Source organism: Paenibacillus sp. FSL H3-0286 (assembly GCF_045040705.1).
In the GTDB taxonomy this organism is placed as follows: Bacteria; Bacillota; Bacilli; order Paenibacillales; family Paenibacillaceae; genus Paenibacillus_AQ; species Paenibacillus_AQ odorifer.
Genome location: NZ_CP150285.1, coordinates 2,894,975 through 2,919,900, shown reverse-complemented (window position 1 = coordinate 2,919,900; position 24,926 = coordinate 2,894,975). Strand labels below are relative to the sequence as shown.

42 protein-coding genes and 1 tRNA gene are annotated in these 24,926 nt (G+C 36.4%); 4 read left to right on the top strand and 39 right to left on the bottom strand.

Annotation, left to right across the window (positions count from 1 at the left end):
• Window positions 1-51: 51 nt before the first annotated feature.
• The 4 genes from MHB37_RS13065 to MHB37_RS13050 form a co-directional block, all read right to left on the bottom strand.
• A complete protein-coding gene (locus MHB37_RS13065; RefSeq protein WP_036686113.1) occupies window positions 52-291 on the bottom strand; it encodes a DUF3892 domain-containing protein in 240 nt (79 codons plus the stop codon).
• Window positions 292-376: 85 nt separating this feature from the next.
• Complete coding sequence (locus tag MHB37_RS13060; protein WP_076136093.1) at window positions 377-820, bottom strand: GNAT family N-acetyltransferase; 444 nt, start codon at window positions 818-820, stop codon at window positions 377-379.
• 107 nt (window positions 821-927) lie between these two features.
• Entirely contained in the window at window positions 928-1,140 is a 213-nt protein-coding gene (locus tag MHB37_RS13055) for a hypothetical protein (RefSeq protein WP_076219148.1), read from the bottom strand.
• 99 nt (window positions 1,141-1,239) lie between these two features.
• Window positions 1,240-2,313, bottom strand: a complete 1,074-nt coding sequence (locus tag MHB37_RS13050) for a site-2 protease family protein (RefSeq protein ID WP_248548320.1) — start codon at window positions 2,311-2,313, stop codon at window positions 1,240-1,242.
• A gap of 202 nt (window positions 2,314-2,515) precedes the next feature.
• On the opposite strand from MHB37_RS13050, the gene MHB37_RS13045 reads away from it, so the two are divergent.
• From MHB37_RS13045 to MHB37_RS13035, 3 genes are all read left to right on the top strand, one after another.
• On the top strand, window positions 2,516-3,730 hold the full coding sequence (locus MHB37_RS13045) for a copper amine oxidase N-terminal domain-containing protein (RefSeq protein ID WP_339248311.1): 1,215 nt from the start codon (window positions 2,516-2,518) through the stop codon (window positions 3,728-3,730).
• A 162-nt stretch (window positions 3,731-3,892) separates the two neighbouring features.
• Entirely contained in the window at window positions 3,893-4,195 is a 303-nt protein-coding gene (locus MHB37_RS13040; RefSeq protein ID WP_036686108.1) for a hypothetical protein, read from the top strand.
• Between the two features lie 152 nt (window positions 4,196-4,347).
• Window positions 4,348-4,419 (top strand) — tRNA-Val (locus MHB37_RS13035).
• Between the two features lie 203 nt (window positions 4,420-4,622).
• Here the strand turns inward: MHB37_RS13035 and MHB37_RS13030 are convergent.
• The 21 genes from MHB37_RS13030 to MHB37_RS12930 all read right to left on the bottom strand — a co-directional run bounded on the left by MHB37_RS13030 (window position 4,623) and on the right by MHB37_RS12930 (window position 17,299).
• Entirely contained in the window at window positions 4,623-4,832 is a 210-nt protein-coding gene (locus MHB37_RS13030; RefSeq protein WP_076189857.1) for a helix-turn-helix domain-containing protein, read from the bottom strand.
• Between the two features lie 185 nt (window positions 4,833-5,017).
• The gene (locus tag MHB37_RS13025; RefSeq protein ID WP_405169477.1) at window positions 5,018-5,563 is read right to left on the bottom strand and encodes a Holliday junction resolvase RecU; all 546 of its coding nucleotides are present in this window, start codon (window positions 5,561-5,563) and stop codon (window positions 5,018-5,020) included.
• Entirely contained in the window at window positions 5,560-5,736 is a 177-nt protein-coding gene (locus MHB37_RS13020; protein WP_405169476.1) for a hypothetical protein, read from the bottom strand. Before MHB37_RS13020 ends, MHB37_RS13025 begins: the two co-directional genes overlap by 4 nt.
• 4 nt (window positions 5,737-5,740) lie before the next feature.
• On the bottom strand, window positions 5,741-5,992 hold the full coding sequence (locus MHB37_RS13015) for a hypothetical protein (RefSeq protein ID WP_405169475.1): 252 nt from the start codon (window positions 5,990-5,992) through the stop codon (window positions 5,741-5,743).
• The gene (locus MHB37_RS13010) at window positions 5,985-6,119 is read right to left on the bottom strand and encodes a hypothetical protein (protein ID WP_405169474.1); all 135 of its coding nucleotides are present in this window, start codon (window positions 6,117-6,119) and stop codon (window positions 5,985-5,987) included. Before MHB37_RS13010 ends, MHB37_RS13015 begins: the two co-directional genes overlap by 8 nt.
• Window positions 6,103-9,315 carry a PHP domain-containing protein gene (locus tag MHB37_RS13005; RefSeq protein WP_405169473.1) on the bottom strand — a complete coding sequence of 1,071 codons (3,213 nt, stop codon included), beginning with the start codon at window positions 9,313-9,315 and terminating at the stop codon, window positions 6,103-6,105. The genes MHB37_RS13010 and MHB37_RS13005 overlap by 17 nt, the downstream gene beginning before the upstream one ends.
• A 155-nt stretch (window positions 9,316-9,470) precedes the next feature.
• Window positions 9,471-9,725: a hypothetical protein gene (locus MHB37_RS13000; protein ID WP_405169472.1), complete on the bottom strand. Its 255-nt coding sequence runs from the start codon at window positions 9,723-9,725 to the stop codon at window positions 9,471-9,473.
• Complete coding sequence (locus MHB37_RS12995; RefSeq protein ID WP_405169471.1) at window positions 9,716-10,660, bottom strand: hypothetical protein; 945 nt, start codon at window positions 10,658-10,660, stop codon at window positions 9,716-9,718. The genes MHB37_RS13000 and MHB37_RS12995 overlap by 10 nt, the downstream gene beginning before the upstream one ends.
• A gap of 150 nt (window positions 10,661-10,810) precedes the next feature.
• On the bottom strand, window positions 10,811-11,275 hold the full coding sequence (locus tag MHB37_RS12990) for an IDEAL domain-containing protein (protein WP_405169470.1): 465 nt from the start codon (window positions 11,273-11,275) through the stop codon (window positions 10,811-10,813).
• A 53-nt stretch (window positions 11,276-11,328) separates the two neighbouring features.
• The gene (locus MHB37_RS12985) at window positions 11,329-12,006 is read right to left on the bottom strand and encodes a hypothetical protein (RefSeq protein WP_405169469.1); all 678 of its coding nucleotides are present in this window, start codon (window positions 12,004-12,006) and stop codon (window positions 11,329-11,331) included.
• Window positions 12,007-12,224: 218 nt separating this feature from the next.
• Window positions 12,225-12,539 carry a hypothetical protein gene (locus MHB37_RS12980; RefSeq protein WP_405169468.1) on the bottom strand — a complete coding sequence of 105 codons (315 nt, stop codon included), beginning with the start codon at window positions 12,537-12,539 and terminating at the stop codon, window positions 12,225-12,227.
• Window positions 12,536-13,015, bottom strand: a complete 480-nt coding sequence (locus tag MHB37_RS12975; RefSeq protein WP_405169467.1) for a metallophosphoesterase — start codon at window positions 13,013-13,015, stop codon at window positions 12,536-12,538. Before MHB37_RS12975 ends, MHB37_RS12980 begins: the two co-directional genes overlap by 4 nt.
• A 144-nt stretch (window positions 13,016-13,159) precedes the next feature.
• A complete protein-coding gene (locus MHB37_RS12970; protein WP_405169466.1) occupies window positions 13,160-13,384 on the bottom strand; it encodes a hypothetical protein in 225 nt (74 codons plus the stop codon).
• Window positions 13,385-13,410: 26 nt separating this feature from the next.
• Window positions 13,411-13,590: a hypothetical protein gene (locus MHB37_RS12965; RefSeq protein ID WP_405169465.1), complete on the bottom strand. Its 180-nt coding sequence runs from the start codon at window positions 13,588-13,590 to the stop codon at window positions 13,411-13,413.
• 590 nt (window positions 13,591-14,180) lie between these two features.
• Window positions 14,181-14,405 carry a hypothetical protein gene (locus MHB37_RS12960; RefSeq protein WP_405169464.1) on the bottom strand — a complete coding sequence of 75 codons (225 nt, stop codon included), beginning with the start codon at window positions 14,403-14,405 and terminating at the stop codon, window positions 14,181-14,183.
• Window positions 14,406-14,434: 29 nt separating this feature from the next.
• Window positions 14,435-14,584 (bottom strand): hypothetical protein, encoded by a 150-nt coding sequence (locus tag MHB37_RS12955; protein ID WP_405169463.1) that lies wholly within the window; start codon window positions 14,582-14,584, stop codon window positions 14,435-14,437.
• A gap of 57 nt (window positions 14,585-14,641) precedes the next feature.
• Window positions 14,642-15,772, bottom strand: coding sequence for a hypothetical protein (locus MHB37_RS12950; protein WP_405169462.1), 1,131 nt, complete (start codon window positions 15,770-15,772; stop codon window positions 14,642-14,644).
• Window positions 15,769-15,972 carry a hypothetical protein gene (locus MHB37_RS12945; protein WP_405169461.1) on the bottom strand — a complete coding sequence of 68 codons (204 nt, stop codon included), beginning with the start codon at window positions 15,970-15,972 and terminating at the stop codon, window positions 15,769-15,771. Before MHB37_RS12945 ends, MHB37_RS12950 begins: the two co-directional genes overlap by 4 nt.
• 2 nt (window positions 15,973-15,974) lie before the next feature.
• Window positions 15,975-16,172 carry a hypothetical protein gene (locus MHB37_RS12940; protein WP_405169460.1) on the bottom strand — a complete coding sequence of 66 codons (198 nt, stop codon included), beginning with the start codon at window positions 16,170-16,172 and terminating at the stop codon, window positions 15,975-15,977.
• Window positions 16,173-16,292: 120 nt separating this feature from the next.
• On the bottom strand, window positions 16,293-16,676 hold the full coding sequence (locus MHB37_RS12935) for a hypothetical protein (RefSeq protein ID WP_405169459.1): 384 nt from the start codon (window positions 16,674-16,676) through the stop codon (window positions 16,293-16,295).
• On the bottom strand, window positions 16,670-17,299 hold the full coding sequence (locus MHB37_RS12930; protein ID WP_405169458.1) for a hypothetical protein: 630 nt from the start codon (window positions 17,297-17,299) through the stop codon (window positions 16,670-16,672). The genes MHB37_RS12935 and MHB37_RS12930 overlap by 7 nt, the downstream gene beginning before the upstream one ends.
• A gap of 192 nt (window positions 17,300-17,491) precedes the next feature.
• On the opposite strand from MHB37_RS12930, the gene MHB37_RS12925 reads away from it, so the two are divergent.
• A complete protein-coding gene (locus MHB37_RS12925; RefSeq protein WP_405169457.1) occupies window positions 17,492-17,629 on the top strand; it encodes a hypothetical protein in 138 nt (45 codons plus the stop codon).
• 64 nt (window positions 17,630-17,693) lie between these two features.
• Here MHB37_RS12925 and MHB37_RS12920 read toward each other — a convergent pair whose 3' ends face one another.
• From MHB37_RS12920 to nrdF, 14 genes are all read right to left on the bottom strand, one after another.
• Window positions 17,694-18,116 carry a hypothetical protein gene (locus MHB37_RS12920; protein ID WP_405169456.1) on the bottom strand — a complete coding sequence of 141 codons (423 nt, stop codon included), beginning with the start codon at window positions 18,114-18,116 and terminating at the stop codon, window positions 17,694-17,696.
• Window positions 18,117-18,157: 41 nt separating this feature from the next.
• On the bottom strand, window positions 18,158-18,331 hold the full coding sequence (locus tag MHB37_RS12915) for a hypothetical protein (protein WP_179088781.1): 174 nt from the start codon (window positions 18,329-18,331) through the stop codon (window positions 18,158-18,160).
• Window positions 18,332-18,563: 232 nt separating this feature from the next.
• Window positions 18,564-18,836, bottom strand: a complete 273-nt coding sequence (locus tag MHB37_RS12910) for a hypothetical protein (RefSeq protein ID WP_076127767.1) — start codon at window positions 18,834-18,836, stop codon at window positions 18,564-18,566.
• A 147-nt stretch (window positions 18,837-18,983) separates the two neighbouring features.
• Window positions 18,984-19,529, bottom strand: a complete 546-nt coding sequence (locus MHB37_RS12905; protein ID WP_405169455.1) for a hypothetical protein — start codon at window positions 19,527-19,529, stop codon at window positions 18,984-18,986.
• A gap of 13 nt (window positions 19,530-19,542) precedes the next feature.
• Window positions 19,543-19,851 (bottom strand): hypothetical protein, encoded by a 309-nt coding sequence (locus MHB37_RS12900; protein WP_405169454.1) that lies wholly within the window; start codon window positions 19,849-19,851, stop codon window positions 19,543-19,545.
• Between the two features lie 358 nt (window positions 19,852-20,209).
• A complete protein-coding gene (locus MHB37_RS12895; protein WP_405169453.1) occupies window positions 20,210-20,377 on the bottom strand; it encodes a hypothetical protein in 168 nt (55 codons plus the stop codon).
• Window positions 20,355-20,771, bottom strand: a complete 417-nt coding sequence (locus MHB37_RS12890; RefSeq protein WP_405169452.1) for a hypothetical protein — start codon at window positions 20,769-20,771, stop codon at window positions 20,355-20,357. The genes MHB37_RS12895 and MHB37_RS12890 overlap by 23 nt, the downstream gene beginning before the upstream one ends.
• Window positions 20,768-21,064 (bottom strand): hypothetical protein, encoded by a 297-nt coding sequence (locus MHB37_RS12885; protein ID WP_405169451.1) that lies wholly within the window; start codon window positions 21,062-21,064, stop codon window positions 20,768-20,770. The genes MHB37_RS12890 and MHB37_RS12885 overlap by 4 nt, the downstream gene beginning before the upstream one ends.
• Window positions 21,065-21,099: 35 nt before the next feature.
• The gene (locus MHB37_RS12880) at window positions 21,100-21,444 is read right to left on the bottom strand and encodes a hypothetical protein (RefSeq protein ID WP_405169450.1); all 345 of its coding nucleotides are present in this window, start codon (window positions 21,442-21,444) and stop codon (window positions 21,100-21,102) included.
• Entirely contained in the window at window positions 21,434-21,619 is a 186-nt protein-coding gene (locus MHB37_RS12875) for a hypothetical protein (RefSeq protein WP_405169449.1), read from the bottom strand. Before MHB37_RS12875 ends, MHB37_RS12880 begins: the two co-directional genes overlap by 11 nt.
• Before the next feature lie 251 nt (window positions 21,620-21,870).
• Complete coding sequence (locus MHB37_RS12870; protein WP_405169602.1) at window positions 21,871-22,155, bottom strand: CPBP family intramembrane glutamic endopeptidase; 285 nt, start codon at window positions 22,153-22,155, stop codon at window positions 21,871-21,873.
• A gap of 334 nt (window positions 22,156-22,489) precedes the next feature.
• Complete coding sequence (gene thyX, locus MHB37_RS12865; protein WP_405169448.1) at window positions 22,490-23,230, bottom strand: FAD-dependent thymidylate synthase; 741 nt, start codon at window positions 23,228-23,230, stop codon at window positions 22,490-22,492.
• Between the two features lie 65 nt (window positions 23,231-23,295).
• Complete coding sequence (locus tag MHB37_RS12860) at window positions 23,296-23,766, bottom strand: dUTP diphosphatase (RefSeq protein WP_405169601.1); 471 nt, start codon at window positions 23,764-23,766, stop codon at window positions 23,296-23,298.
• Window positions 23,767-23,953: 187 nt separating this feature from the next.
• Window positions 23,954-24,925 carry a class 1b ribonucleoside-diphosphate reductase subunit beta gene (gene nrdF / locus MHB37_RS12855; RefSeq protein WP_405169600.1) on the bottom strand — a complete coding sequence of 324 codons (972 nt, stop codon included), beginning with the start codon at window positions 24,923-24,925 and terminating at the stop codon, window positions 23,954-23,956.
• Between the last annotated feature and the right edge of the window lies 1 nt (window position 24,926).

Below are 24,926 nucleotides of genomic sequence, written 5' to 3'. Positions count from 1 at the left end.
AAAAGCCGTACATAAACGTCTGTAGACGTATGTACGGCTTTTCGTGTTGAACTATGAAAATGTCGGCAAATTATCCAGATTGTTAGTTGGATCTCCATCCGCATCTCCGCGAATATAAGTTTCTCCATCCTTACCTTTAAAAGCGTTCACTCCGGCAATATTTCCGGCCTGTACTTCTTGCAGGGCTTGGTCATACGCCAGCACACGTCCTGTAGAGGTCTGGAAGCTTGTTAAATCGCCATCCCCATTTTTTTGAACAGCTACGAAAGATTCACGTTCGTTATTTGGCACTTAAGTTCGCCCCTTGCACTTGGATTTGCCATCATTCGGCACATCCTAGCTTGCGTAGAGCGTCCAATAATTATGTGCGCCATCTTTAAAGCATTTTTTGCATACGTACATGTAATATACCTGCATCATAAAATGGTTCTGTAGAAATAACTTCATAGCCGAGTTTCTTATAGAAATTCTCTGCCTGACACTGAGCATCTAGAATTGAAGCTTCCAGTCCAAGCTCCCGAGCAAGCTCTTCCATCGCCAGTAACAAGACACGTCCGTATCCTTTGACCCGATAGTCTTTCAATACGGCGATGCGCTGCATTTTAGCAGTCCCTGCTTTGTAATAGATCAATCTACCCGTTGCTACAGGTATCCCTTCATCTATAATCAGAATATGGTGCGCATTCGGACTGATGGCATCATATTCGTCAATTTCTTCCTCGGCCGGTACCTTTTGTTCCTCAACAAATACTTTAGTACGGATATCCAGCCCCATCTGAAGCTGTTCCTCTGTAGTTACCCGTAAGATTTCTGCCGCCATGTTAGTTGCAAACTCCTCTCTCTATGTAGCCAACGATAGTTGTCTATTATATAAAATAATGACAAGAAAGAAAAGCCTACACATGGAATCCGTAACCTCTCAGTAGACTAATCCACAGAATATACTTCTTCAGGGATTGAACGGTTATATACGTCTTGCATCACAGGTGACAACGGAGGATACTGACTTTTAGATTTGCCATCCAGATTGGTCATCTCATTGATTTCGATAACTTTTGCGGGTTTCACCGTAGAGCACCCCACTACACCCAGCAGTAACACTAGGCAAACGCCGACTTCCCATTTCACAATTTTAGACATAAAAAAGCTCCTTTCATCGCAGCTGCAGTTATACTCACTACAGCTTTGACGATTCAGGAGCTTTATAAACAATAGGAGCTATTCATTCCAGTTTCCCTCTTAGAGATTGACGTTTCCAACCAAATGGACTAAATACATCATCCCAACCAAAAAGCCTGCTAAAACAAAATAAGCTGTCCCATATTTCCAGCGTGTATTGGCTGGCACATCGTAATACTTATCATTATCGTGCACGGTACAGCTGATGTCACATTGCATTTTTAAATGAAGACCATTCTCTAACGTTACTTGCTCCAGCTGCGAAATTCTTACCTTTTCAATAATACATTGCTGTGGCAGTGTAGCTTTGCCATAATAATTCAGCTGGTCCCATCTTACCACAACATACTGCTGTCTCTCTAGATCACTGTAGGTAGTAAAAGGTAAATCCCGGCGATGCTCAGCTCCTGGAATCATGTAACCCGCCTCTCGCAAGGGCTCCACGGGAATTAAGAACCCCTTAGTGACAGACTGCGGCCGGTTGTTGTTACGTCTTTTCACATATTTATTATACAGATCGTAAGCAAACATTGCCCAGATGATAAAGAACAAAATCGAACGCAAGTAAACGATTATAGCTAAGCCACCCACCAGACCCACAAGCCACAGCCAGCGCGTAACTGCGGTAGCAATACGTCCACCGTCTAGCGGATGGATTGGCAGCAGGTTAATCAAATTAAGCAATAAGCCTATATAAGCCAGGGAATAAAGAAGTGGACTATCCATATAATATGCCGCTCCAAACACAGCAGTAGCCCCAATAGTACCCAGAATCGGTCCGCCAAAAGCAACATACGCTTCTGTCTTCGCATCCAGCGGATGTTTTTTCATAGTAATTAACGCGCCTAAAAAAGGAATAAATAACGGAGCGCTGACGGGTAGCCCGATCCGCTTAGCGGCTATAACATGTCCCAATTCATGAACAAGCAAAAGCAGGACAATACCTATAGCAAACCCCCACGGATAAATCAAAGCATATGCCCCTATCGAAACCATCATGGAAATTAACGGCCCGGCAATTTTACCTATTTTCAGCAGAGACAAAATCGCCTTTCCTTTTAACAGGAGCATGGCGGCTCCGCCCCCCAACCATTTCAGCGGAGTAGAAGTATTCTTTTTCTGCTCATTTTGCATTTGCGGCAAGATCACAAGCTCCTTTATCTTTCAATTTTAAGAAACTACTGTACAGTTCCATCTATCTTATCATAGAAGCATTAAGGATATTTCTACAGTGAGCCCTTCGGAAAGTATACGACGCAACTTTTAGAAACGTTTCAGCGTCAAACCAACTATCATGGATAAATTTTACTGCCAGATAAAGAAAGGGTTGGTTAATATGCTCTCTTTTCACTCCAAAGCTTGGTTATCCGTCTTAATGCTCTCAACATTTTTACTCCCTGCCACCATGTCAGCAAGCTCTTCATTAACTGTATCGGTGTCCTCTGCGCTCACCCAAGCTTCCTCTGCTAATACTTCGCAAGTATACTACCAATTTGGCATTCCTGGTGGAAACATAGGCGGACCTGCGCTGCTCAAAAATGGTGTAATCTACGTAGATGTTCGGGGGATCGCTGAACAAGCTGGCTTAAAAATGGAATGGGATAAATCCGGCAAACGTGCTCTGTTCAAAGGCTGGACTAAAAGTTTTGCTGTTCGAATCGGGAGTCAAACTGGCGTGCTTGACGGGAAAGCGGTAGATCTAGGAGGAATACCTTTTAAATCCAAAGAAGATGGGATATATGTGCCGGCCCGTTTTATCGTTAAGGCTTTCGAAGGCAGCCATCTCCGTCTGGACTCCACAACGAACACACTTTTAGCAGATGATCTGAAGACCTACAATGTTTTCACAGAATCCTTTGGAGGGCGTACCTATACGCTGGTCAAAGCTAATGGTGATTTATATGTCTCACAAGGCAAGGATACGGTGATAAAACTCACTTCACTCCAAACAAACTTTGACTGGGCAGGAATGAAGATCGAGAAAACGGCGGGGGGTCTGCTAGTCATTAAGATTATTGATTCCTATGGAGAGCCTCATATTAATACACGCGAAATCACACTCATATTCAAAAATGGTGCATTACTACGCAAGGCCACATTCGCTTACCAGTTCAGAGGAGATGCGGATTTCAAACCTTATGATGGCAACCTCATCTTGCATGATGGTAATACCTTACGTTTCATCCAAGACGGCACAGGCAATGTAATAGATACTCTTGATCTTGTAAAGCTGGGTGGCGAGGAAGATGCTTACTATGTAGAAAGCATTGATAAAGAAATCATACTGCTTCGTGGAAATCAGAATGGATTGCTAACCTTAATCGACCGCCAAACAGGCGAGCGAACCCTTTTGTATAAGGAGCTACTCACAGCAAAGGATCAGGAATATGCGGAAAATAACGATGTTCCTTTTAAAGGAGATACTTTGAAATTCGTAAAACGGAGCGGTGACAAATTGTATTTTATAAATGACTCCCCGCTTACTGGCAAAAAAGAAGTTATCTACTCCATTGAAGCTCATTCCAATAACTCCAAGAATAATACTGATTAGAAAGTACAGCACAAGCATGTGTATAGATTAAAGAACTAATCGAATCCTCCTCAGTGATTATCCCTGAAAATTAACCTTCCTACATATAGGCAAACGCCGTGAACGTTGTAGGCAAAGGACCATAGACTGTTATCAGGATTGAAACATTCGAGGAGGATATCCATGGAATCAAATACAAATTTTCATCAACAGGTCGCTTGGAATTGCATGAATAAATATGTAGGTATAGTAACGACTGATGGTCAATCCTTTGACGGCTTCATCGCTCACGTGGATCAGAACTATATCACCCTAGCGGTTCCCAGCAATGAAATGGTCGATCGTATGAACGGAATGCCTGCCGAGCAGTCGAACTATAGACAATTCGGGTTCCAGCCCGGCTTTTACCCAAGACGCCGCTTCTATCCACGCCGTATCCCTTTTTTCGGAATAAGCAGTCTATTTCTACTCCCGTTTTTTATCTGACTCGGTGCAGGGGGATGAAGGGTCATCCCCTTTCTAGCTATTTAACTACTTAATCGGAGAAAATTAAGAAGTAAATACAACTCTACATCTATATTGATTATAAAAAAGAATTGCCATCCTACTCTATCGTATGGTATTATAAATTTCGTCGCAGGACGGTAGCTCAGTGGGAGAGCACTATCTTGACAGGGTAGGGGTCATGGGTTCGAACCCCATCCGTCCTATACGGTTTTATAAGACATATCTCACAGAAATCCCTTATTATATAAGGGTTTTTTGTTTGTTTATTTATACTAAACAATTTGAGAAATATTGCTCTTTGATAACTGGGGGGCTTAACAGGGGGCACATAATACTGCGCAAAAGTTTTTCCTTAATGCAACATTCAATTAATAAAAAATGAGGGGCATTGTTTCGCCCCCCAATTCTAACCACCTAAGTACCATTTCACAAAAGATCTTTTAGGTATTTTATATAATTTTCCGACTCTTATACTATAAAATTGTTTTGATTCAATTAGATTATATGTAGAATTTTTACTCAGCCCTAAAAATTGTTGGATGTCTATTGGATTTAGCGGTTCTGGTAAATTTCTTAATCGCTTTATTATTTTTTCATCTTTTATTAGTTCGTCCATATCTTCCTCTACTTTTCATTTACTTTTCTTCAATTACAAGTTCTAGACGTCCCAATATGAGGCTTTAAAAACTATATTGAACAAACATAAACTTAATCACTCTAAGCATCATAGCAAGCCTCTGAGAACGTCTAGGAGGCGTTAGGAGCCCTGTGCTTTCATATAAGTTTTAAAAAAATAATTGATTATCTGAATTTTTTAATCGCTTCGGATAAAAACTGCTTAATGTGATAATGCCAATTAACCCTCTTCTTGAAACCCTTAATCTCTATACCGATCTCTTCACAGATACCAATTGGAATACTCGATTTATTTACTTTGCTTATATATTTATGTTCTTTGATCTGATTTTGAGCCACATTCTGATAATCAACGAATTCTTGTATCGGGACAAAGAATACTCGATTCTCTGGCTCCCTGAAATTCATGACAAATCCTGAAATTACATCTTCGTATGTACTTGCTTCTAATAATTTATCAATTTGATGTTGTTTGATAATACTTTCATCAAAACTAAACCTGTTTTCTTTTGTTGATTTAAGTTCGAGTGCAAACAAATGAGATCTTGCAAACATCATGCAATCATAATCATTTTTGGTTACCTTAACACGTTGACGTAAATCTGGCGGAATAAAAACATCCTTTATTCTAGTGAAGAATATTTTTTCACCACATTGTTCTACTGATTTTTGAAGATTGTCTTCAAAAACTTTGCCTTCTTTCTTTTTCACAACCATTCTTTCATAACCTCTAACCGTTCATCCAACGCCTTAGTCTCTTTGTCTAGTAATTCCTGATATCTACCCTCAACAATGAATCCATCCTTATTGTACTCTTCCAGTTTCTTAATCATATGTATTTTCAATTGTTCAACTAACCAAATATTATGTCCTACTAAATTCAATAAATCACTCCTCTTCTAATATAGCAGTCGTAGCATCAACTGCTTTTTTGATACATGTTCGTTCGTCATGTACACTCATCCCATAAATGTTTAAAATCTCACCAGCAGCTACTTCAAATGAGTAGATAACTTCATCACATCCTGAACAAGTTGAGTACTCAATCACCTCCTTTTCTTGTGGATCAGGGAAGGTGTGTCGGTGATAATCTGATGAAAATCTATCCGCATTGTAATTAGTTTGATTATTTTTATTCATATTCGTTCGTTTCTAAGAGGTTTAATAAAGCTTGGCTTACCACTTGTGTGTAGTAATCATCTGTAAGAGGACGATTTAGTAGTTTTTCAATTGATGGTTTTGATAATTTATCAATGTTGGTTTGCATTCTTAGTCTCCTTATTGATGTATTTTGTGTAACCAGTAATCCAAATTTCTAATTCATCTGTATCTATATATCCACCATTACCATCAGGAACAGATTTAAATTTCTTTTTATGCTCAGTTATTTCAATCAAATCACCTATGTTTATTTTTAAACTCTTATCTTTTGTATTGAACGTCTTTCTATCCATCTTGAACATTATATTTTCTCCGCTTCTCACATTATACAAATAGAGTTTTGGAGAGTATTGCGTATTGATGTCAGTTACCACACACCAGGAAGAACTAATATTAGGATATTTCACATCTGCGTAGCCCATATGCTCAATCTGAGTCATTACAACATCATTTGGTAATAGTTCAGGGAATCCATCTTGTTTCAACCGTTCTTCAATTTCTTTAAGTTTCGCAATTCTTACGATCAATGTTTTTTCTACATAACTAGACTTATATTTATATTCTCCATTAACAAATTCATTGTACAGCTTGGTGAGAAGTCCACTATGGCCGTACATATCGAAATAGTTAAGCTTAATCAGAATTTTAATCTGTCTTGCATCTACAGATGTATTTTTAGTTAAATGAATAAGTAAATCGACGAAACTGTTATATGTATTTTTACTTGCTTCGTAGAGATCTTCGGCAACTTTTGCACTCATATATTTGATACCAGATATATCCGCAAATATCGAATTTGTTTCTTCATCGGCAACAAAACTTCTGTTATCCTTCCCGAATTTTACACCTCCATCTTTAATGCCAAACCCTCTTTGCATTTCATCTTTGAGAAGTCCTATTTTATCTTTGTTCTTTTTCTCTGCAAAGTGCCTAAGAAGAGATTCATAAAAATAAATCGGATAATGACTTTTCAAATAAGCACAATAAGCAGAATCAAGGGCATAGCTATAGGCATGCGAAGCATTAAATCCGTAGCCGCTTGAATCTTCAATAATTCTCCATACACGATCACTCATTTCTAGTGCTTCTTCATGAGTAACTGTTTCTCTCTCCATGATTTTATCACTAAATCCCTTAAGGAAACGATCCTTCAATGGTCTAACTACTGCTGGTTTTTTCTTGCTGATTGCTTTGATAATTCCGTAAGTTTCATCTGATGGGAATCCAGCATATGCAAGAGTAGCCATAGTTTGTTCCTGATAAAGCACAAAAGAGTTTTTCATTTCCTCAGTTTGAATAAGATCATCGAAACTGCTGATACCATATGAAAATGGTTTTCTACTTTCGAATGTATGATACATCGATTTGAATGATGGGCGAATAGCGGCGATAAAAGCAGTTAGTTCTGAAATATTTTGAGGTCTATATTTTTTTGCTTTCTGTGTTGTTGAATACTTTTCAACTTGGTTTACTCCAACAGTGAGTCCATTTGCATAAATATCCCATACCTTTTTATTGTCTCTTATTACATTAAGTAACTCTTGTTCTGTATGGATGGACATTCCGATTCTTTTATATGTATTATGTGTTGTCTTTACAACATCTACTTTCAACAAGTCATTCTTAAGGAATTTATTTCTTTCTGCTATTTCACCATCGATTAAACATGCTAAAACTTCTTTTTTTGTTGATTCGCTCTTTAGCATAATAAGTCCAATTTCTTCTCGAATATTTCCTTGATACAGAAGATGCGCACAAGGGTGAGGCTTCTTATCTGATATAATTCCAGTATATTTTTCGCTTTCCTTAATTAGATGATGATACTTTTCTTCAACAAAATCATATACATCAATCAAGTCTTTTTCATCGTCTTCGGCATACTTTAATTCATTTTCGTATTTTTCCAATTGCTTAGATATTTCGTTTGCAATTTCAAACGGCAAATTCTGAGATTTGGCATACATTTTAAATCCTGATTTAATCTTAAACGTTCCATAGGCAATCATCGGAAAAGCATGCCCCTCACCCAATATTGTATTCTGCGCTGCGATAAAAACTTCTGGATTGCCTAAATTTAAATCCAAGTCAGGCAAAGATTTCGTTTGTAAGATACGACTTTCGCTCATAAATCTCTCAGGATATAAATGAACTGGGGCAGAAATTCTATCTACTTTTGAAAATCCTAAAAGAGTATTTGTATAAAAAGATACGCCAGATCCACGACCAGTAGAAGTTATTATCCCACCGTTTTTCACAGCTTCTTTCACAAGTTCATAGTCGATAAGAAAATAATCTGCCATTCCGGTATTTACTACAACTTGACCCTCTTTTCTGATTCCATCAATATGTTCAGCATGTTTTTCTCGGGGAATTAATTCTTTTGCTTTTCTCCATTCATCATTCAGTATCATTTTATACTTATGATCACGTTGTTCCTGTGTAAGTTCAGGATACAATGTAGGAAGCTTAATATCTTTGCTGAATACCTTAATAATGTTTGAATCATAATCATCAAAATCCATGAATAAGAGCGTGTTTTGGATTGCTCTATCTATTTGACCTTCTGATAATACTCCTTGGTCTACGAAGCGCTGCCTTAGTGTATCTCCGTCTGGATAGTCCATAAACCATCCTTCCTCATTCTCATAGACAATACCTTTTGCTTCTAGAACATCATCTCTATCCTTTGCTTGTTCAGGATAAATAAAGTGGCTGTCACATCCAGCGATTAGTTCAATATTATGTTTTGAGGCAAGATCAAGTATTCGCTTATGTAGTTGTCTTTGTGGATCGGTATGGTGTGCCTGAACCTCTAACATGAAGTTTTTCCCAAAGTATGAGTGCAAATCAGTAACAATCCTATCAACATCTTCATACTGCCAAAAAGCAATACATGCCGATGTTACAAATACCTCGTTAGGGTCTAGTGTGGATATTAAATCTAAATCAATACGAGGTCTGTAATAGTATCCAGTCTCATTTGCTTCAGATAGAATACGATTAATATCGCGTCTACCCTTTTCCGATTTTGCAAATAGGCACATATGTCCGTTTGTTTTGTCTTTTTCGAATCTGTCTTTAACCCAATATGCTTCAGTACCAAATATAAACTTTAAATTTTCTTTCTTCGCTACATCATATGTATCAAAATATCTTCCTTGGAATCCGTGTTCCATGCTACAGAGAATTCTGTGGTCAAGTTCTTTTGACCGTTTAACATAGTCATCAATTTTTACTGAGCAGTCGGGCACATATATGTTCGAGTAATCTCGATGATTATGATAATTGCAATAGATGCACAAGTAGTTAACGACTCCTTTCTTTATTTCTTTAAAATATTTATTTGATCAAAAAATATATATATATTTCTATATATCCTTATAAATCAACGTTTTAATCCTACTGGATTTAAATGTTTTCCTTGTAAACTATGTATAGAACAGGTTTTACCCCGTTCTCATATTCCTTGTAGAAATTCATCTATACTTTTATTAACTTCCTCATCTGAAATAAATTCTTCATCCGTTTCTAGCTCATAGATAGGAATTTCAATGCTTAAACTTCTTCTTTCGTTTTTGATCCCAAAAAATAAAAGACGTAATGCTTCTCTTACAACATCACTTTTATCTTCATGTTCTGGTAGCTGCTCAAAAGCTTTTATTAAATCCCTATCTTTCACAGGTCTTAGCCTTGCTCTTGCCACTATCTCCATAGACGAGCACCAAGCTTTCCGTATCCATTCAGTTGAGATAATTGATTGAACAGAATCTTGTTTGGTAAGTCTAAGTACTCATAAATGAAATGTGCAGCACCTCCACCAATTAGATAGTAGTCAAAGGTAATGTTCAAGCTTTCTATTTCATTCTGTATTTGCTGTGCCAATGCTCTAAAAGCCTTGTTTACTAATTTCTTAATACTTTTCCCTTCATACGATCCTGATATGACATATGGATCTAACTCATACTTAGCTGGAGATCTTCCAATGTACGCTTGAAGATAGCTTTGCAATAATTTGTAGGCATTCTCTACACCCAATAAAAGTGCGGTTGATTCTTTCATAATCTCCATCTTATCTAATCCAAGTAATCCCAACGTATAGAATCCAAGATCAATAGTTAATATTTTTGATTTAGCTATTTTGTGTTTTTCAATACTACCATCTGTCTTTAATATGTAATCCATTGCAATTCCATAGCCTTGTGGAACAACCTTACAAGCATTGATCGACAATTTAACTTGTATATTTTTATTCTTACCTTTACGAACAAAAAATCCGTCTGTATCGTTAAGCTTCATTATCTTTTGTTCGAACTCATCTTTTTGTTTAAAATAAAAATTTAGTGGCAGACCAGTCAACAAGTTAATTGGATTCGACCTAGCAAGCGTTCCTATTGCTGTCTTCAAAATCACATCACTAGTTCTAGCTTCTGACTTGTTGTTGTTCATAGAAAAGTATTTAATATCGCTATGTCGTAAAGCTAAGTTACCTACAAAAAGCTCGTCATTATATACGTAATCGTCTGATCTGATGTTCATATCAAACATTGGTTTAGCCTCACCTATGATAGATGGTTGTAAATACGATCTTTTATCATTCCTCCCCTTCGTCCAACTAAAACCAAGATCTAACTCGCAATTTTCAATCATGATACAATCCTCCTATGTGTATAGGTTTGGCTTATAGTGCCTACTTGTGTATAGTTGTAGCCTCAACATCACATATGAATTGTATCATAATTAATAAATTTTGTATATGTTTATTAATGTATTTTTCATAATGAAATACCTAACATTACATCAGTCCGCACATCTAGCATAGATTTCCGATAGTTCTTCAAACCACTGACGATCTTGCATATGTATTGATAAATCTATTAATTCCATTACCTCTTGCTTAGTCAAATAAGAAGAGTCGTCATATTTTACTTCAGCCTTAAAAGTCACTAGATCATTGTAATTCGTATCATGGGGTAGGTCGGCAACATTGTCTATGTATACTTGTAAATCGATTAATGCTCCTTGATATTCATCATGAAGCAATCCCTTGATTTCACTCAGTTTGAGGCGTTGCGGTATGTATCCTGCATATTGAAACTTTACTATATAGTCATGAAATGTCATTCGCTTAGTAACAAAATTATATCTGCCACTATTCATATCCAGACTTACGAATACATTTGGGGGTTGACTGAATTTTAGATAATGCTTTCTAAGTTGCTTCTGAATTATCATTATAATATCTTTATTATTAAGATTGATCATATGTATTATCCTTTTCATTAATTTAAGTATTAGGGGCTTTCGCCCCCAATAGACTAATCACTAATATTGTCTGTTTTATATGAAGTAGAACGTCCTGCCGCTGGTATATAAACTGTTGTACGACTCTTATGTCCGAATGTTGTTCCTTCTTTATATACTGGAACTTTTTTAGCCTTTGTTTTGATTGTGTTGATCTGCATAGGTTTATACCATAACATATGAAGTCTAGCACAAATCATTTTATCATTCTTTAACTTTTCCCATCGATCCGCATAACATATATCACCTAATTGATCGATTGTAGGATTATTAATATTCCTCAATTCAAGTATTTTTTTAAGGTTTTCAAAAAACATTTTAAACTCTTTTGCGTCTGGACTGAGTACCATCATACCTTTTACTAAAGATCGAACATGAAAATAGTATTCTCTTTCATTCATAAAATTCTCAACTATCTGTGTGCCAGATTCTACATCTATGTTACCTTTTACCACGCCGAATCGAATAATGCATGTTGATCCAACGCTAAGATATCTATCAGTATTGGGGTTATGAATAATGAAATTATGTTTTAAATGAGGATTGCCGCAGAGTTGACATATATTTGAAAACCCTTCAGAAGCCTCATTTTTATAATCGTTTAAGTTCCATTCGAATCTAGCCTTATCATATTCACTTGATAAACTGTTCTGACTTATAGCATTGATAGTAAACTGCGTTGGGTCGCACATCTTCTTGTGGGGGTCAATTTTAATAAACTTGAGCTTTGGTTTCTTTTGAGTGTACTGAGCTATAATACATCATCTCCCTTATGGAACAAATGTTCCTTTTTATCTAGCAGGGATATGATATCATATATTTCCAGTTGACACAACATATATTATCTTAAAATAATTTTACACACAACATATTGTGTATAACTATGAATAAGTCCGATGAAAGTAAAGTTTCATTTGTCTTTAATGATTTCAAAGTTCCAATAAACTGTCTTCTTCTGCTGATCTACAGCTACATAAATTTGATGAATTTCTTGATCTTGATACAAAAGACGATTATGTATGCACACTTGTTCAAACTTGATCATCGGGATCAACTTATATGCTATTCTTTTACCCTCAAAGAATTGGAATCCTATTTGTCTACCAACCATTTCTGTTCTTTTAACCGATACTTCTTTAACGGTCGCTCCTATTTGGACTCTCTTATATCGTGGGAATGCTTGTTTTATTTTCTTTTTAGTATACTTATAAAGAGAATTCCTCACATATTTTCTCCTTTGTTTGTTCTCAACTCCATAACTAGTTCTTTTCTAATTTTCAATTCACTAAGTAACAACTCTTCAGGAATCAAATTACCGAATCCAACGGCTCCCTTTGTAAATGGGCTATCTACTCCAACATTGATTTGGTTGACATAGTTAGACTCTCTACCATGGATGTGGCCATGTATAGAGTAAGCATTAGGTGTTAAGCCAATTTCAATTGGATAATGAAATAAGAATAGATGCTGCTTATCAATTTTCTTGGTAATCATATCGTCAACTGAAGCGAACTTGTCTGCAAACTTCTTTACCATCTTCTTATCATCGTGATTTCCAACTACTAGATGAATGTTACCTTTCAGTCTTAAGAGAACCGCCTCCCATTTAGTGCTCCCACCAAATACAAAATCTCCTAAATGATAGACTGTATCATTCTTGTTTACTGTCTTATTCCAAATATCAATTAGTGCTTCATTCATTTCTTCAACTGAATCGTATGGTCTGCTTTCATGGAATGTTCTTGTGGCAAAAGTGAGTATCTGCCGTATACCAAATTTGACTCATATGTATTCTCCTTATTATTTCTTGGGTAATCGCAGGAAAACTATGTATTCGACATTTGACTACTTATATAGGCTTTCGACTTTCTTTCTGTCCGTGTACATGTCCTTTACCTTTAACTCAAACTCTTTGTTGATTGGCTTTGAATCTCCGAAAGATTCTTTCCACATTTTCTTATACATATCCCAGTAATATTTAATCATTCCTGAATCAGAGTATTCAAGTCTTCTTTCAATCCACATAATAATTGACTGTTCTTCTTTTTCATCGTCATCATACTTTCTCATACACAGTTACCCCTTCTTCATGAAATTCAGTTTTTATCGACTTTTCTCGAATATACTGATTCGATATTTTTATTTATAATTGTTTTTTCATTGATTACGATGTCATACCCATATCCCCAATACATGATTATATTCATGTATCTGTCTGGTGTTATGGTTTCAACTTCTGTGCCATTTACAAAGTCTTTAACAAAAACCTCAAACATCCACTTTCCTCCTTTTCGAATAAAAGTCGCATTTCATACAACCATTAGATTTGTCTCATTGAAAAAAATAATATGGGGTCTCAATGGAGCAATTCCATTCTGTTTACAATCACAATAGTAGTTAGCATTTATAGATGTGTCATTTAAAAATTCTACCCCAAATAAAACCTTATCGTTCGTAGTTATGTTGTCAATTATTCGTACTGTACCACGTTGTTTCAAATATTTATCATGCGATACTGGACAGTCCTTTACGTTATGTATAATTACTGAATTGCTTAATTTCAATACTAATCACCCTATTCTCTCCTGATAAAAGCAGCCTTTCACGGAAACCTATATCCCCAAAATCCCTTTTTAATGAGCGCTGGAACTCCGTTACTATGTAAAAATCTAACTTGATTGTTGCTAACATTGTTAACAGGTAGCCTATAATTGTCTCCACTCTTCATTTTTATTAGTATGTACTCATCATATATTTCTGTAACAACGCCAACCTGATAGGTGGTGTCACACCCCAAATCATGAATGTGGCACAATTGATTTAACGCAACCAACATTAGCCCCCCTGTTCATTGTGCAAAATATGGTTATAGAACATCAGCAGCATCATCAGTAAAGTCTCTTGGAACAGTACAATACGTGAGATATGACCAATTAGATATCTCCAAGATACCTTTCTCAACCATTTGCTTTGCTGTCTCCATTGACACTATCTTCCCTCTATAATCGTTAGGCTGATTTCTAATTTTGTATCCGTATTGTTCAACTGTATCTCTAATATAAACATTATTAATCGTAATCCACTTTTCCATGATTAATCACTCCTTATGAAATGCATCTTTTACTCAATTATCTTCGCGACACAGTACAACTCTTCTTTAACAAATTCTTTGGAATATACTACGGCTTCTTCTTCAGAGTTAAACTCTTTAATTATGTATTCAGAATCAGTGAAATCATCATAAATAGTAATTACAATCCACTTGTCCATTTTTTGCTGCCTCTTTCAATCCTATGTATATTCTAGTCGTGTTTACAAGACTATGTTTTAATCCGTTACTTCATCAATAATATATTGTAGTTTCTTAATTGATCTTTTAGTTAAGTTTTGTTTATGATTGTTTAACCAACCTTCAAATTTTGACTTTGTTGATTGTTTATTTTTACTCTCATTGATAGGTTCAGTATATTCTTCACTACTCTTAATAGTGTTGCTATACGTTTGATTAACAAATACGGCATTGTAACTCCCCAAGCTGCTCACTTTTGAGAACTCATCTTGATTCGTAACTGGAATAGCATTCTCACCGTGTTCATCCTTGAATGCCCTATATGTCTTATTTGAGATTGATTTATATGTATTTGATGAAGTTCCCCATAAACTTGATCCAGCATCGGACACATAGGCAACATCTGCAACTCCCTGCTTAATTAATTCAATCGTTTTATCAGAATCAACTCCACTAAGCATAGTAGACGATAGCCACTTAAGCTGAAATGAATCAGCAAGTTTTCTGTCTCTATCTATTTTAATATGTTCTGACTTGAAGTCGTAACCCTGTGTGTAATCCGCATAACTACAAACATATAAGCCGTTTACAAAAACTTTAGATCTATATCTATCTTCTTCTAAGATACGACCATATTTGCTCTCAATGATCCTACCAACGTCCTGAAGATGTAAGTTGGATTCAACAATTTGTTCATAATCATGTGGACTGATTCCTTCAATTGTAATAGTCAAATTGTTATCTGGAACTTTAGTCCAAGGGTATTTCTTATCTACGAAGAAAGTTAGAATTTCTTCTCCATTATAACGGCGAGACTTTACGAATCTTGGATTCCATACTTCTTTGGCTCCATAGTTGAAGAATGTTACCTTCTTATTCTGACGAGTCAGAACGAGTGTAGCGATCTTATATCCTTCTCCAAATTGACCAATAGTGTTTGGATCATCTCGTTTAGTGGAAGATCCCAATAGTAATGTCTTAACATCTAGAACTGACAATTTGTTTCCTATGTATAGTGTTTCAGATTGTTCATCATAATTGAAAAACATTGTGTTATCTTCAGTTGTGGTTTGCTGGTCAAGTGCGTTTTGGAACAGTTCTCTTACTGCGTCTACTACAGTCCACGATGGTACGTAATCTTTAGATAAACTTAGTTCATATTTACTCAATTAATCGTCACCTTTCTTTTAGCTTTCTTTTCTAATCTACTCAAGATAGCCCATGACATCGCTAATCCATCTATGTATCCACTTATGGTGCAGTATTTCGTAGAAAGTACATCTTCTTTTTCTTTTAACTTCTGCATTTGATCCATCTTCTTACTAATTTCATCTGCCCAATCATCTAGTAGTTTGTCGTAGTCAATCATTATCATTTTCCTTTCAGATACATATCTAGTTTTTCAATGTCTTTGCGGAAATACGGGTTGCTTTCATATTCTTGGCAAGACATAACTAGCATTTTCAATAATGTAGTTTGTGCAAGTTTCTTTGTTTTTGAGTTTGCTAATAATCCATTTGCTATATTTGTAATGTATTCATCTACCGCTTTAAAATCAAATTTATCCACTTAGCTTCACTTCCATCACTATAGTTTTAAGTTCATCTGCTCATGAAATAGATATTTCATCATCTCTTTCATACTATATATAGTGGTTTGTAAAATTAATTAATCTATATATACATAGCTTTATCTTTTGTGAATCATCTTTAATTTAATTTTATAGTATGTAGATAATATTCCACACTTTGTTGCCCATATGATTCCATAAACAATAAGAAGCGGTATAAGCCAAATATGGTCATACCAGTGGGGCGTAGCCATTCGCTCATCAAAATAGTCACTTATTAAGCTAATATATTTGTTATTAATAATATGCTTTCTATTGCCCCGTTCCTTGTATTTGAGCAGAAACATCATAATCCATACAACAGGCCAAGCGAAAGTATACTGAGCAGTCTGTTTCCAACCGAAATCTGTAAGTTCCTCTTTGAATATTCCGAACAACAGTGTAAATAGCCCTATGTATAGATAAAATGGAACAATCCAACCACAAATAATATCAATCAGCAAGAGACAGGTTCAGCCTCCTTCAGTTCATTCATCAGAATCTCTGCAAATACTGGAGCTACAACTTCACAAAATGCAATTGCTTGACGATCTCCTATGTATTCAACATCTAAACAATGTGCAAAATAATCTCCGTCAAATACTTCATCGAGATAACTGTTGTTCCACAGCAGACTATGGAAAGCATCCATAGACAATTCACCTTCAGATTCTATACTTACAAGTTCATCATAAGCATCGCGCATCCTATCATCTAATAGAGGATAATATTTCTTTTTGTCTTGTTCCATATAATGCCAATCACGTTTCTTTTCACGATAATATTCAAACAATTCCTTTTTTAGTGGTTCTATTGATTTCTTAGTGTCTACCCTATTTGCCCGATTTCGATCATGAATCTTATCATATAAATATCCTTTGCCTTCACCGTGCTTGCAGATTCGGATAAGCAGTTCCTTGAAGTTTTCATTTTTATTCATTCGCCAACTATAATTAAAGTTGCCGCAATCACTGATTACATTCAAATCGCCATTATTGATTGTTAAAGTTGCCCATTGGCATCGGTGGCTATCTAATCGGATACGGTAAACTTCCGAAATGTCCTTTTCGATACTATACTTTGTCATTTAGAACCTCCTTTTTATTTTGGTAAAACAGGTATTTTAAATAGAAATTATTGAGTTGCAAACAGTGACTGACAGAGATGATTACATATTTACCGAGTTGGAGAAAAAGTTCAAGAGATGCTTTCAATTTAGGCATCTGAATTAAGAGATTAACTATTCTATCTGAATCCAAATATGGGAGGAAGATAGAATATGAATAAATTTTCGTCTGCTTATGGTTATGTTGGTGTTTACATCTTCACTAGAGTTCTAAAAAGCAATAAATATTGTTACTCGGTATTGATTTATCAGGCTGATATTTATGAGGTACTATCTAGTTTTCTGGGTTAAGAGTTGTTGGAGTCACTTCAAAAATGAGGTGGCTCTCTTTTAATGAAACTAGACTTTTATCGCTTTATCTTTCCCAGTTGATGAACTCCGACTTAGGGAAATAACCCATCGGTGTATCATTCACATATCTTCCACCTTCAAATGACTTTAAGAGTCTAAGCATTTCTCTTCCATCTCTTTGACTAAGATCAAAAAACTTAATGATATTATAATTACCTTCTACACATACTACTGCCCAACTATTTCCACTGTTGTTTGGAGCAATGTCACTCCCCATCGAAACCACATTCGACAGTGTGTTGTGTAGCGCTTCGATTTTAATGCTGTTATCTCTAACATTCCTATGTATAAGTTCGATTTTTTCATCGTGTCTAATTAGGTTGCTACCTACTGTTCTTTTGAAATTTGTTAATTTATTTTCAAGGTCGTTGATCCTCAAGAAATGTCTAAGTTTGTTTCTCAACTTCTCTTTTATTTTATTGAGCACTCTCTTCTCTCCTCTTTAATTTTCTATGTAAAACTTGTCTTTCATCCGATCATGTTTCCCATATCATTAATGAACCTCTCAATTAGTTCATCCAATTCATCGTATCTTGTGGTGCGTCCTTTCATGGGATCATAATGCAAAGCCAATAATCCATTCAGTTCACCATATGTTCTCTGTAATTGTTGTTGTTGAATCGCGTACAGTATATCTGTCATTGATTATCTCCTTCCTCATAATTCTTTCCTCCTTAAATTGCCTTAGTTCGGCACAATGTTATGTGCTTCTCTTTCACTCATTCCATATCTGTTGATCAAATTGTGTAATACCAAATGCTCAATGCTGCAAAAGTGGTTTGTGTACGTGTCTCCGTTTTCCATTTGAGTCAATGTTGTGCTTGATTCGCTTACTTCGTTTTCGCAGAACCTACAGTCCATGATTTAATCCTCCTTATGATTTTTCGCTCGTTATTGTAACTGCCATAGCATATGTTCTTGGATAAAGGATTCTTTCAATCTCCTTAAATGCTCCAGGAGTGTTGTCTTTTACTGGAATGATCGTTGATACAACCATTTCCCCTTCCAACCTGCTAATATCTGCTGACTGAATGTAAAATGAGGATACCATTGGTATTTCTTCTTCCTTGCACACCTCAATGATCAGCTTCATCAACGGTGCAATCTTTTCGTCATAGACAGATTCCTTGTCATACGCCTGTTTCATCGTTTGACTCCACCTGCTTCCACGGTATATTTTTGGACTTTTTGGTGAATCCAGAAAGAGTACAATCATAGCAGCGCTTATTCTTAGTCCCTTTAAGTGGCTTTGTTCGACCGCATGCGCAACATTTGCCTAATCTGAAGGTGAGCATTAGGATTCGCCCTCCTTGGGTGCTGGGGTATCTGGGTAAAGGGTGGACATAATTTCTGATGCACCCATGATCGCCTTCCACGCAATCCACGTTTCGTAACTCTCGTAAGCAGATGGACGATCATTGTAGAATTTACCGAAGAAATATGAGTTTGCTTCTTGGAATGACCATTCTTCATGACCTTCTGGCAAGTTATAATTCATGATAATGCTGCCAAGTGAATTACCTGCCACCAAACATCTACCGATTGCCCGTTTAATCTCTTGTTCCCGTTCTCCACGCTCTTTGGCTTCTTGGAGCCAGTAGGGAAGGGCTGTTCGGGATTCGGCAGCAAATATTGCGTTTAACTTTGCTTGATATGCGCTTACCTCTGGGCCGCCCGGATATCGTGTTCCTTGCCACGCTGTATACAATTCTGAGTTGTCATGTTCTGAGGTAATGTTGTATTGATCTGCGGTTGGTACGGTCCAAGCTTTAGCTATCCATGGTCCCTTAGTTGTCGCCTCGCACATCTCCATATCCTTTTTCCAGTCCCTTTGTGTCATTGGGCTTCCTCCCCTAAATTTCTTTTGCCAAGACGCACGGGAAATCCGTTCTCTGCGTCAGCAACTCTTGATATGTGTCGTACAAGTGGTCGTTTAAATCTTCGCAGCGATCGCATCCATCCTCGCAGCAAGTGACGGTTTGTGTTTCAATTTCTTTCGTAGTTAATCGCTTTATGCTAACGGTTATTTCCGTCTCTTCACCTTCCGCTAGATCATCTACAATCATGGTTTCCAAACTATCTGTTTCCTCCAAATATTGCCCGAATGCTGCGTCAGCGTCCTTTGCAGCAATCCAGTACTCATTGACCTTGTACACATTCATCTCTTATATCCTCCTTGTGGGAGAGGAGGGCTATTAACCCTCTCTGTCCCTGTATCTTCGTACTGTGTATTAATCTTCAATTTCATGTACGCAAAATTTATCATCACACTTTCTTTCTAGTACCGTCACAGTATTTTCTGCACGTTTTTTAGAAGAATAGCGTTTAGCCTCAGATAATTTACACCCTGCGGGGAATGTCTCCCCTTGGTGAGTGTATGTGTTTCCCCTGTAAAATTCGCTTAGCCCTTCCACGTATATTACATATTTCATAAAATCGCACCTTCCTTCACAGTTTGCGTCTACTCTTCCTTTGGGAGAGGAGGGATACTCCTACTCCCTGATATCGTCGTATGGCATACTACTGAATCTGTTTTGGATACTCCAACACATCACATTCTTTTTGCGCTTCAAGTTTGCTGCCGAATTTCAAAGCTTCGTTAAGGTCGGTTGTATACTCCTCTGAAAGTGAATTGATTACTTTTTTCAGATACTTGCCTTGTAAATTAACGATAACCCACTGTTCCATTCAAATCCTCCTTGCTAATGGATAGCGTGATATATGCCGCCTCTGCCCTCTCTCGGGGACTGGCGTTGAGTAGAACAGACACTTCTTTTCTTGCAAGTGGAGCCATGATTTTTTTCCATTTCGCGATTTCTAGATTACGTACATAACCAACACTATCTACCTCTATAGCCTTTGCCTGTACCTCTAGGCTGGCAGCAGGGTCGGTGCAATAGTCTGGAGCATCAAAAAATGCATTATCTATTGTTAAAGCAGCCATTCTCTGCCTGCCTATCGGAGTCACTAATGCGTACAATTGTCTGCCGTTAGATCCTATGGGTAATTCTTTGACTGTGTACCCCATCAACTCCGCCAGCGCCCGGTTAAGCTGCTGGTCTGTTAGCTGTATCTGTGTCATGACTTACCCTCCTCGATTAGAAGCAAGTTCTCTTCAGCGTACATTCGATACTTAGGCTTGTATGATCCTTCATCTTCGAATGCTGCTTGTAGTCGGTCTATGGTCTGCTGTGCCTCTCCCAATTCGTCGTTCTTACTAACAAATTCGTCTCGCCATTGCTTCGCTTCTTCTTGCCACTCTTTGCTTTGTTGTTGTGCCTCTTCTAGAGCAGACTCTTGTTTCCTGATTAGCTTGATTAATTCTCCCCTAGTGAATGCGGCTAATTTAATGGGTTCTATTCGTTCTGGTGTCATTCAGTTCTCTCCTTTTCAATCATAAAATTATGATTTTATGTATATAGAAGTTCGTAAATCTCTTCATCAGTCGCCATGTTATTGTTATAGTCACCTTCACAAACTGAGATATTATAATATTTTTGTTCGAACTGTCTTTTTCTATAATGCGAAACATTGGCATATTCACTGTTCTTCTCCATGTCGATTACCGTGTTGTCTTTGACTGTAAAACGTAAATTATGATACTGGATAGCTCTGCAAGGATATGTATTAATCACTCTTCCGGTTTCAACCGCACGAATAATCTTGTAGTCAAGTTCTTCGTATGACTCACATTTATGAGCACTATAAGGACACAGTTCCATATACTTCTCTCTAACATGTTGTTTAATTTTCATTGATCAAGCCCTCCAGTTGGTTGATACAATTCTCGCACTGACTTTCTCTTTTTCCTTTTATGATTCCCTGATCTTCTGCCATCTTATAGTGATTTCTTCTCACTTCATCAAGAGCGTCTGACCAGAAGATACGAATGATAATATTGGTTTTTATTCTGTGAACGAACTTTTTCATTTTACTATTTCTCCTCCAGTTATATTGACGTAATCGCCATTCCTATAAAGTTTGAATGGTCTATCAGTTATTGATTGATACTTTTCAAGTTCTTCATATGTATTGTTATTTGGCTTATATTTCAAACCACTTTTAGTCGTGTATTCGTGCTTACCATCAACTAAAAAACTTGTACATCTTCGTTCATCATTTTCCCAACAGAGAGACAAGATTGCTTTAACGTCATTGCTTAATTCCAATATGTATCACGCTTACCCTTTCAGAGATTGGATTAATATTGCTATATAATTGAATAAAAAGTGACTTAGAATAGGGACTAGAATGTTGTTTGATTTACGATAGTAGTAGCACCAAACAATTCCGATAAATACGTAACCGATTAATCCTACTGGGTTGAAATGTAGTAAAGAGAATATTAACGAGCTGATTATCGCTGCTAACCACCAATTAATATATTTGTTTATTTTTATCAATAAAAATTTCCTGCAAATTAATTCTTCTACAATGGGACTGAACAATACTGCATATATGTACATCATAGGTGTTCTTATGTCAACTTGGGTCTGAGGTGAGTTAATTAATTGTGAAGATAAGCTTGTGAGAATATTGAAACCAATCATAGAAATACATAATGAGTAGAATATATCATCAAATGCAGACTTATCTAGCTTGAGTAAATCCACTTTGAATGTTTTACTCCTAACATAAAGAATGATAGCTAGAATTAAAGTTGGAACGATGTTTAGTGCAACAATTAACAATTATCGAATCGCCTTCTCTCCTATTAAATAAGGTACAAGTCGTTGTGTTTCATTGACTTGTACCTAGTATATCACTTATTTACTTTTGTGTATATGTTTATTAATAATATTATAAGAAGTATTTTTCTAACCACGGATCAACCTCTAAAATGGATGATTTGATACCTTCTGCTAGTTGAGTAATTTCATGTTGTGCACCCTTACCCGGCTTACGTTTAGTATAGAAATCTAGAAGAGTACGAAGATTGCCTGTCATAACGATATTTGTAGTTGCTGCTTGTGGGATTACTGCTCTAGCATCCTCTTGTGGTACTCCCGCTTTTCGTAATTGGTCATAGGCGCTTTGGGCATATCTCATAGCTTCTTCAAAAATGTCTCTGGCTGTTTGCATCTCAGAAAATTCACGATCATCAACTTTTTCAGGAACAATATAATTAAATCCATTCGATTTGCTTTCAGTACTCATTGGAACATATCTCATGGATTGAATAGAAAAAGAAAGATGTCTGTGTCGGGTTAATTGAGCCATAAGAGCACGGCTAACCCCTTCAATAGAAAATGTGTAATTGAGATGTTCTAATGTACTAGTGTGACCAGAACTAGTAATATGGCGAAATAAGCGATCCGCTTCAGTTCCTGTTTCTCCATCCGTAGCCTTATTGCCAAAGTACTTTTTACCTTCTAAATCAACAATATCCGTTGGTTTGTTGGGGCTGTAACAAGTGCGAATAGCCACTAAAGAAATAATTTGACTGTCTTTAGGCACTGGAATTATATCTTGGAGTTCTGACAAAATTGAAGATCTGTATTTTTGAGATAATTGTGTATGTGCAATAAGCTGAATATTCATTTATTAACTCCCTTTAGTTTTTGTTTTAAGAAAAGGCGATAGATCAACCACCGCCAGATTATGTATTAGTTGATTCCCGTACTTCCAATTCCACCTCGTGAAACTTCATCTAACTCATCAACCGTGATAAGCTCAATTTCGGGCATAACTTCTTGAATCCGAAACTGGCAGATTCTATCGTTCTTTTTAATCGAAGTATTTCGCATAGCCAATGCAGGAAAATGCCATTGGTCAGTGTTGCCACTGAAGGAATTATCAATAACTCCGAAATGGTTTGTCTGAATGATCCCAAAGTTTTTAAATGTGCTACTTCTTGGAACCGGATTAGCTTCATAGCCATCTGGAAGTTTCATGCCAACACCAAGAGGAATCAGTTTATATTCTCCTGCTTTCATTTCAACGTCAATTGAAGAACGAAGATCAATCCAGTCACCTTTGGAGATTTTAGTTAGTGGTTCAATGTCATCAAAGTATTTCACTTTGATTTGAAGTGGTTTAACTTTATCGTTTATTGATTTTAGTGCTTCTCCAATCATCTGAGCAGTAATACTCGTGTGTTTACCAATTTCACTGGTCGCTTTAACCAATTCATCAAAACTAACTTTATGAAACCTTTTGTTTCTGAGGATTTTTGAAGTAATTAAAGTGTAAATTTTCTTATGAAATGGTTGTTTTATCATGTCTGTCATTTTTATTATATTTCTCCCTTTTATGTTTATTCATTTAATTAGAAAAGTAAAAATCCTCATCCTTTAGTGCTTCCGTATTCGCTTTTTGATATGAACTACCTTTCATACTGAAAAAGTCATGAGATTTTGTTTTTGTATCTAGACCATTAATTACGATCTGATTAACCTCTTCATGATCAAAGTAACTATCAAACCCAAGATTTTGTAATGCCTTGTTTGCATTGTATCTCAAGAATTTTTTTACATCATGAGTCAAACCAAGTTCATCATACAAATCTTCTGTATATCCTAGCTCGTTTTCATAAAGCCGCTTTAGCAGAGAAATAGAAAACTCATTCAATTCAGCTTTAACTTCTTCAGGTTGTTTGTTATAAATTTCCTGAGCTAGCAACCCAATATAAACTCCATGAATAGCCTCATCACGAATAATTAAATTGATAATTTCTCCACTTTGCATCATTCTACCTTGTCCGTAGCAAAGTAATGGGTAATAAAACCCACTATAAAACAAGAAACTTTCCAGATAAACAGAAGCTACCATTGCCTTATACAGAGATAATTCATCATCATTTTTAACATCGGTATATAGGTTTACAATAATACTCGCTTTCTTCTGAAGATATTTATTATCCTTGACCCATTCGAACAAATCCTTAATCTCTTCGCTTGGCGCTAGAGTCATGAAGATATTTGAATATGACTTAGCATGAACTGCATTCTCCATCATAGCCATAAAGTTTAAAACAGCCTTACGTTGATGTCCCCTTACTTGTCCAGCTATCAAGGGCATCCCAGTATTACCTTGTTCTGTATCAAGTAAAGTCAACCCCGCTAATGCTTTTTTGTATGTCTCTTTTTCTTGGGTGCGCAAAGATTTCCAAATCAACAAATCTGAATTAAGACTGATTTCTTCGGGAAGCCAAAACTGTCTGACATTTTGATTGTAAAACATCTGTGTAAATGAGTCTTCTTCTGAAGACCAATCAGCGGCTTCATAAATTTTCATA

Coding starts and splice junctions, on each gene's coding strand:
- MHB37_RS13060 (WP_076136093.1), bottom strand. CDS start 820: ATGGCGGCAGAAATCTTACGGGTAACTACAGAGGAACAGCTTCAGATG.
- MHB37_RS13055 (WP_076219148.1), bottom strand. CDS start 1,140: ATGTCTAAAATTGTGAAATGGGAAGTCGGCGTTTGCCTAGTGTTACTG.
- MHB37_RS13050 (WP_248548320.1), bottom strand. CDS start 2,313: ATGCAAAATGAGCAGAAAAAGAATACTTCTACTCCGCTGAAATGGTTG.
- MHB37_RS13045 (WP_339248311.1), top strand. CDS start 2,516: ATGCTCTCTTTTCACTCCAAAGCTTGGTTATCCGTCTTAATGCTCTCA.
- MHB37_RS13040 (WP_036686108.1), top strand. CDS start 3,893: ATGGAATCAAATACAAATTTTCATCAACAGGTCGCTTGGAATTGCATG.
- MHB37_RS13030 (WP_076189857.1), bottom strand. CDS start 4,832: ATGGACGAACTAATAAAAGATGAAAAAATAATAAAGCGATTAAGAAAT.
- MHB37_RS13015 (WP_405169475.1), bottom strand. CDS start 5,992: ATGAATAAAAATAATCAAACTAATTACAATGCGGATAGATTTTCATCA.
- MHB37_RS13010 (WP_405169474.1), bottom strand. CDS start 6,119: ATGCAAACCAACATTGATAAATTATCAAAACCATCAATTGAAAAACTA.
- MHB37_RS13000 (WP_405169472.1), bottom strand. CDS start 9,725: ATGGAGATAGTGGCAAGAGCAAGGCTAAGACCTGTGAAAGATAGGGAT.
- MHB37_RS12995 (WP_405169471.1), bottom strand. CDS start 10,660: ATGATTGAAAATTGCGAGTTAGATCTTGGTTTTAGTTGGACGAAGGGG.
- MHB37_RS12990 (WP_405169470.1), bottom strand. CDS start 11,275: ATGATCAATCTTAATAATAAAGATATTATAATGATAATTCAGAAGCAA.
- MHB37_RS12985 (WP_405169469.1), bottom strand. CDS start 12,006: ATGTGCGACCCAACGCAGTTTACTATCAATGCTATAAGTCAGAACAGT.
- MHB37_RS12975 (WP_405169467.1), bottom strand. CDS start 13,015: ATGAATGAAGCACTAATTGATATTTGGAATAAGACAGTAAACAAGAAT.
- MHB37_RS12970 (WP_405169466.1), bottom strand. CDS start 13,384: ATGAGAAAGTATGATGACGATGAAAAAGAAGAACAGTCAATTATTATG.
- MHB37_RS12965 (WP_405169465.1), bottom strand. CDS start 13,590: ATGTTTGAGGTTTTTGTTAAAGACTTTGTAAATGGCACAGAAGTTGAA.
- MHB37_RS12960 (WP_405169464.1), bottom strand. CDS start 14,405: ATGGAAAAGTGGATTACGATTAATAATGTTTATATTAGAGATACAGTT.
- MHB37_RS12955 (WP_405169463.1), bottom strand. CDS start 14,584: ATGGACAAGTGGATTGTAATTACTATTTATGATGATTTCACTGATTCT.
- MHB37_RS12945 (WP_405169461.1), bottom strand. CDS start 15,972: ATGATTGACTACGACAAACTACTAGATGATTGGGCAGATGAAATTAGT.
- MHB37_RS12930 (WP_405169458.1), bottom strand. CDS start 17,299: ATGACAAAGTATAGTATCGAAAAGGACATTTCGGAAGTTTACCGTATC.
- MHB37_RS12925 (WP_405169457.1), top strand. CDS start 17,492: ATGAATAAATTTTCGTCTGCTTATGGTTATGTTGGTGTTTACATCTTC.
- MHB37_RS12915 (WP_179088781.1), bottom strand. CDS start 18,331: ATGACAGATATACTGTACGCGATTCAACAACAACAATTACAGAGAACA.
- MHB37_RS12910 (WP_076127767.1), bottom strand. CDS start 18,836: ATGAAACAGGCGTATGACAAGGAATCTGTCTATGACGAAAAGATTGCA.
- MHB37_RS12905 (WP_405169455.1), bottom strand. CDS start 19,529: ATGACACAAAGGGACTGGAAAAAGGATATGGAGATGTGCGAGGCGACA.
- MHB37_RS12900 (WP_405169454.1), bottom strand. CDS start 19,851: ATGAATGTGTACAAGGTCAATGAGTACTGGATTGCTGCAAAGGACGCT.
- MHB37_RS12895 (WP_405169453.1), bottom strand. CDS start 20,377: ATGGAACAGTGGGTTATCGTTAATTTACAAGGCAAGTATCTGAAAAAA.
- MHB37_RS12890 (WP_405169452.1), bottom strand. CDS start 20,771: ATGACACAGATACAGCTAACAGACCAGCAGCTTAACCGGGCGCTGGCG.
- MHB37_RS12885 (WP_405169451.1), bottom strand. CDS start 21,064: ATGACACCAGAACGAATAGAACCCATTAAATTAGCCGCATTCACTAGG.
- MHB37_RS12880 (WP_405169450.1), bottom strand. CDS start 21,444: ATGAAAATTAAACAACATGTTAGAGAGAAGTATATGGAACTGTGTCCT.
- MHB37_RS12875 (WP_405169449.1), bottom strand. CDS start 21,619: ATGAAAAAGTTCGTTCACAGAATAAAAACCAATATTATCATTCGTATC.
- MHB37_RS12870 (WP_405169602.1), bottom strand. CDS start 22,155: ATGTACATATATGCAGTATTGTTCAGTCCCATTGTAGAAGAATTAATT.
- thyX (WP_405169448.1), bottom strand. CDS start 23,230: ATGAATATTCAGCTTATTGCACATACACAATTATCTCAAAAATACAGA.
- MHB37_RS12860 (WP_405169601.1), bottom strand. CDS start 23,766: ATGATTGGAGAAGCACTAAAATCAATAAACGATAAAGTTAAACCACTT.
- nrdF (WP_405169600.1), bottom strand. CDS start 24,925: ATGAAAATTTATGAAGCCGCTGATTGGTCTTCAGAAGAAGACTCATTT.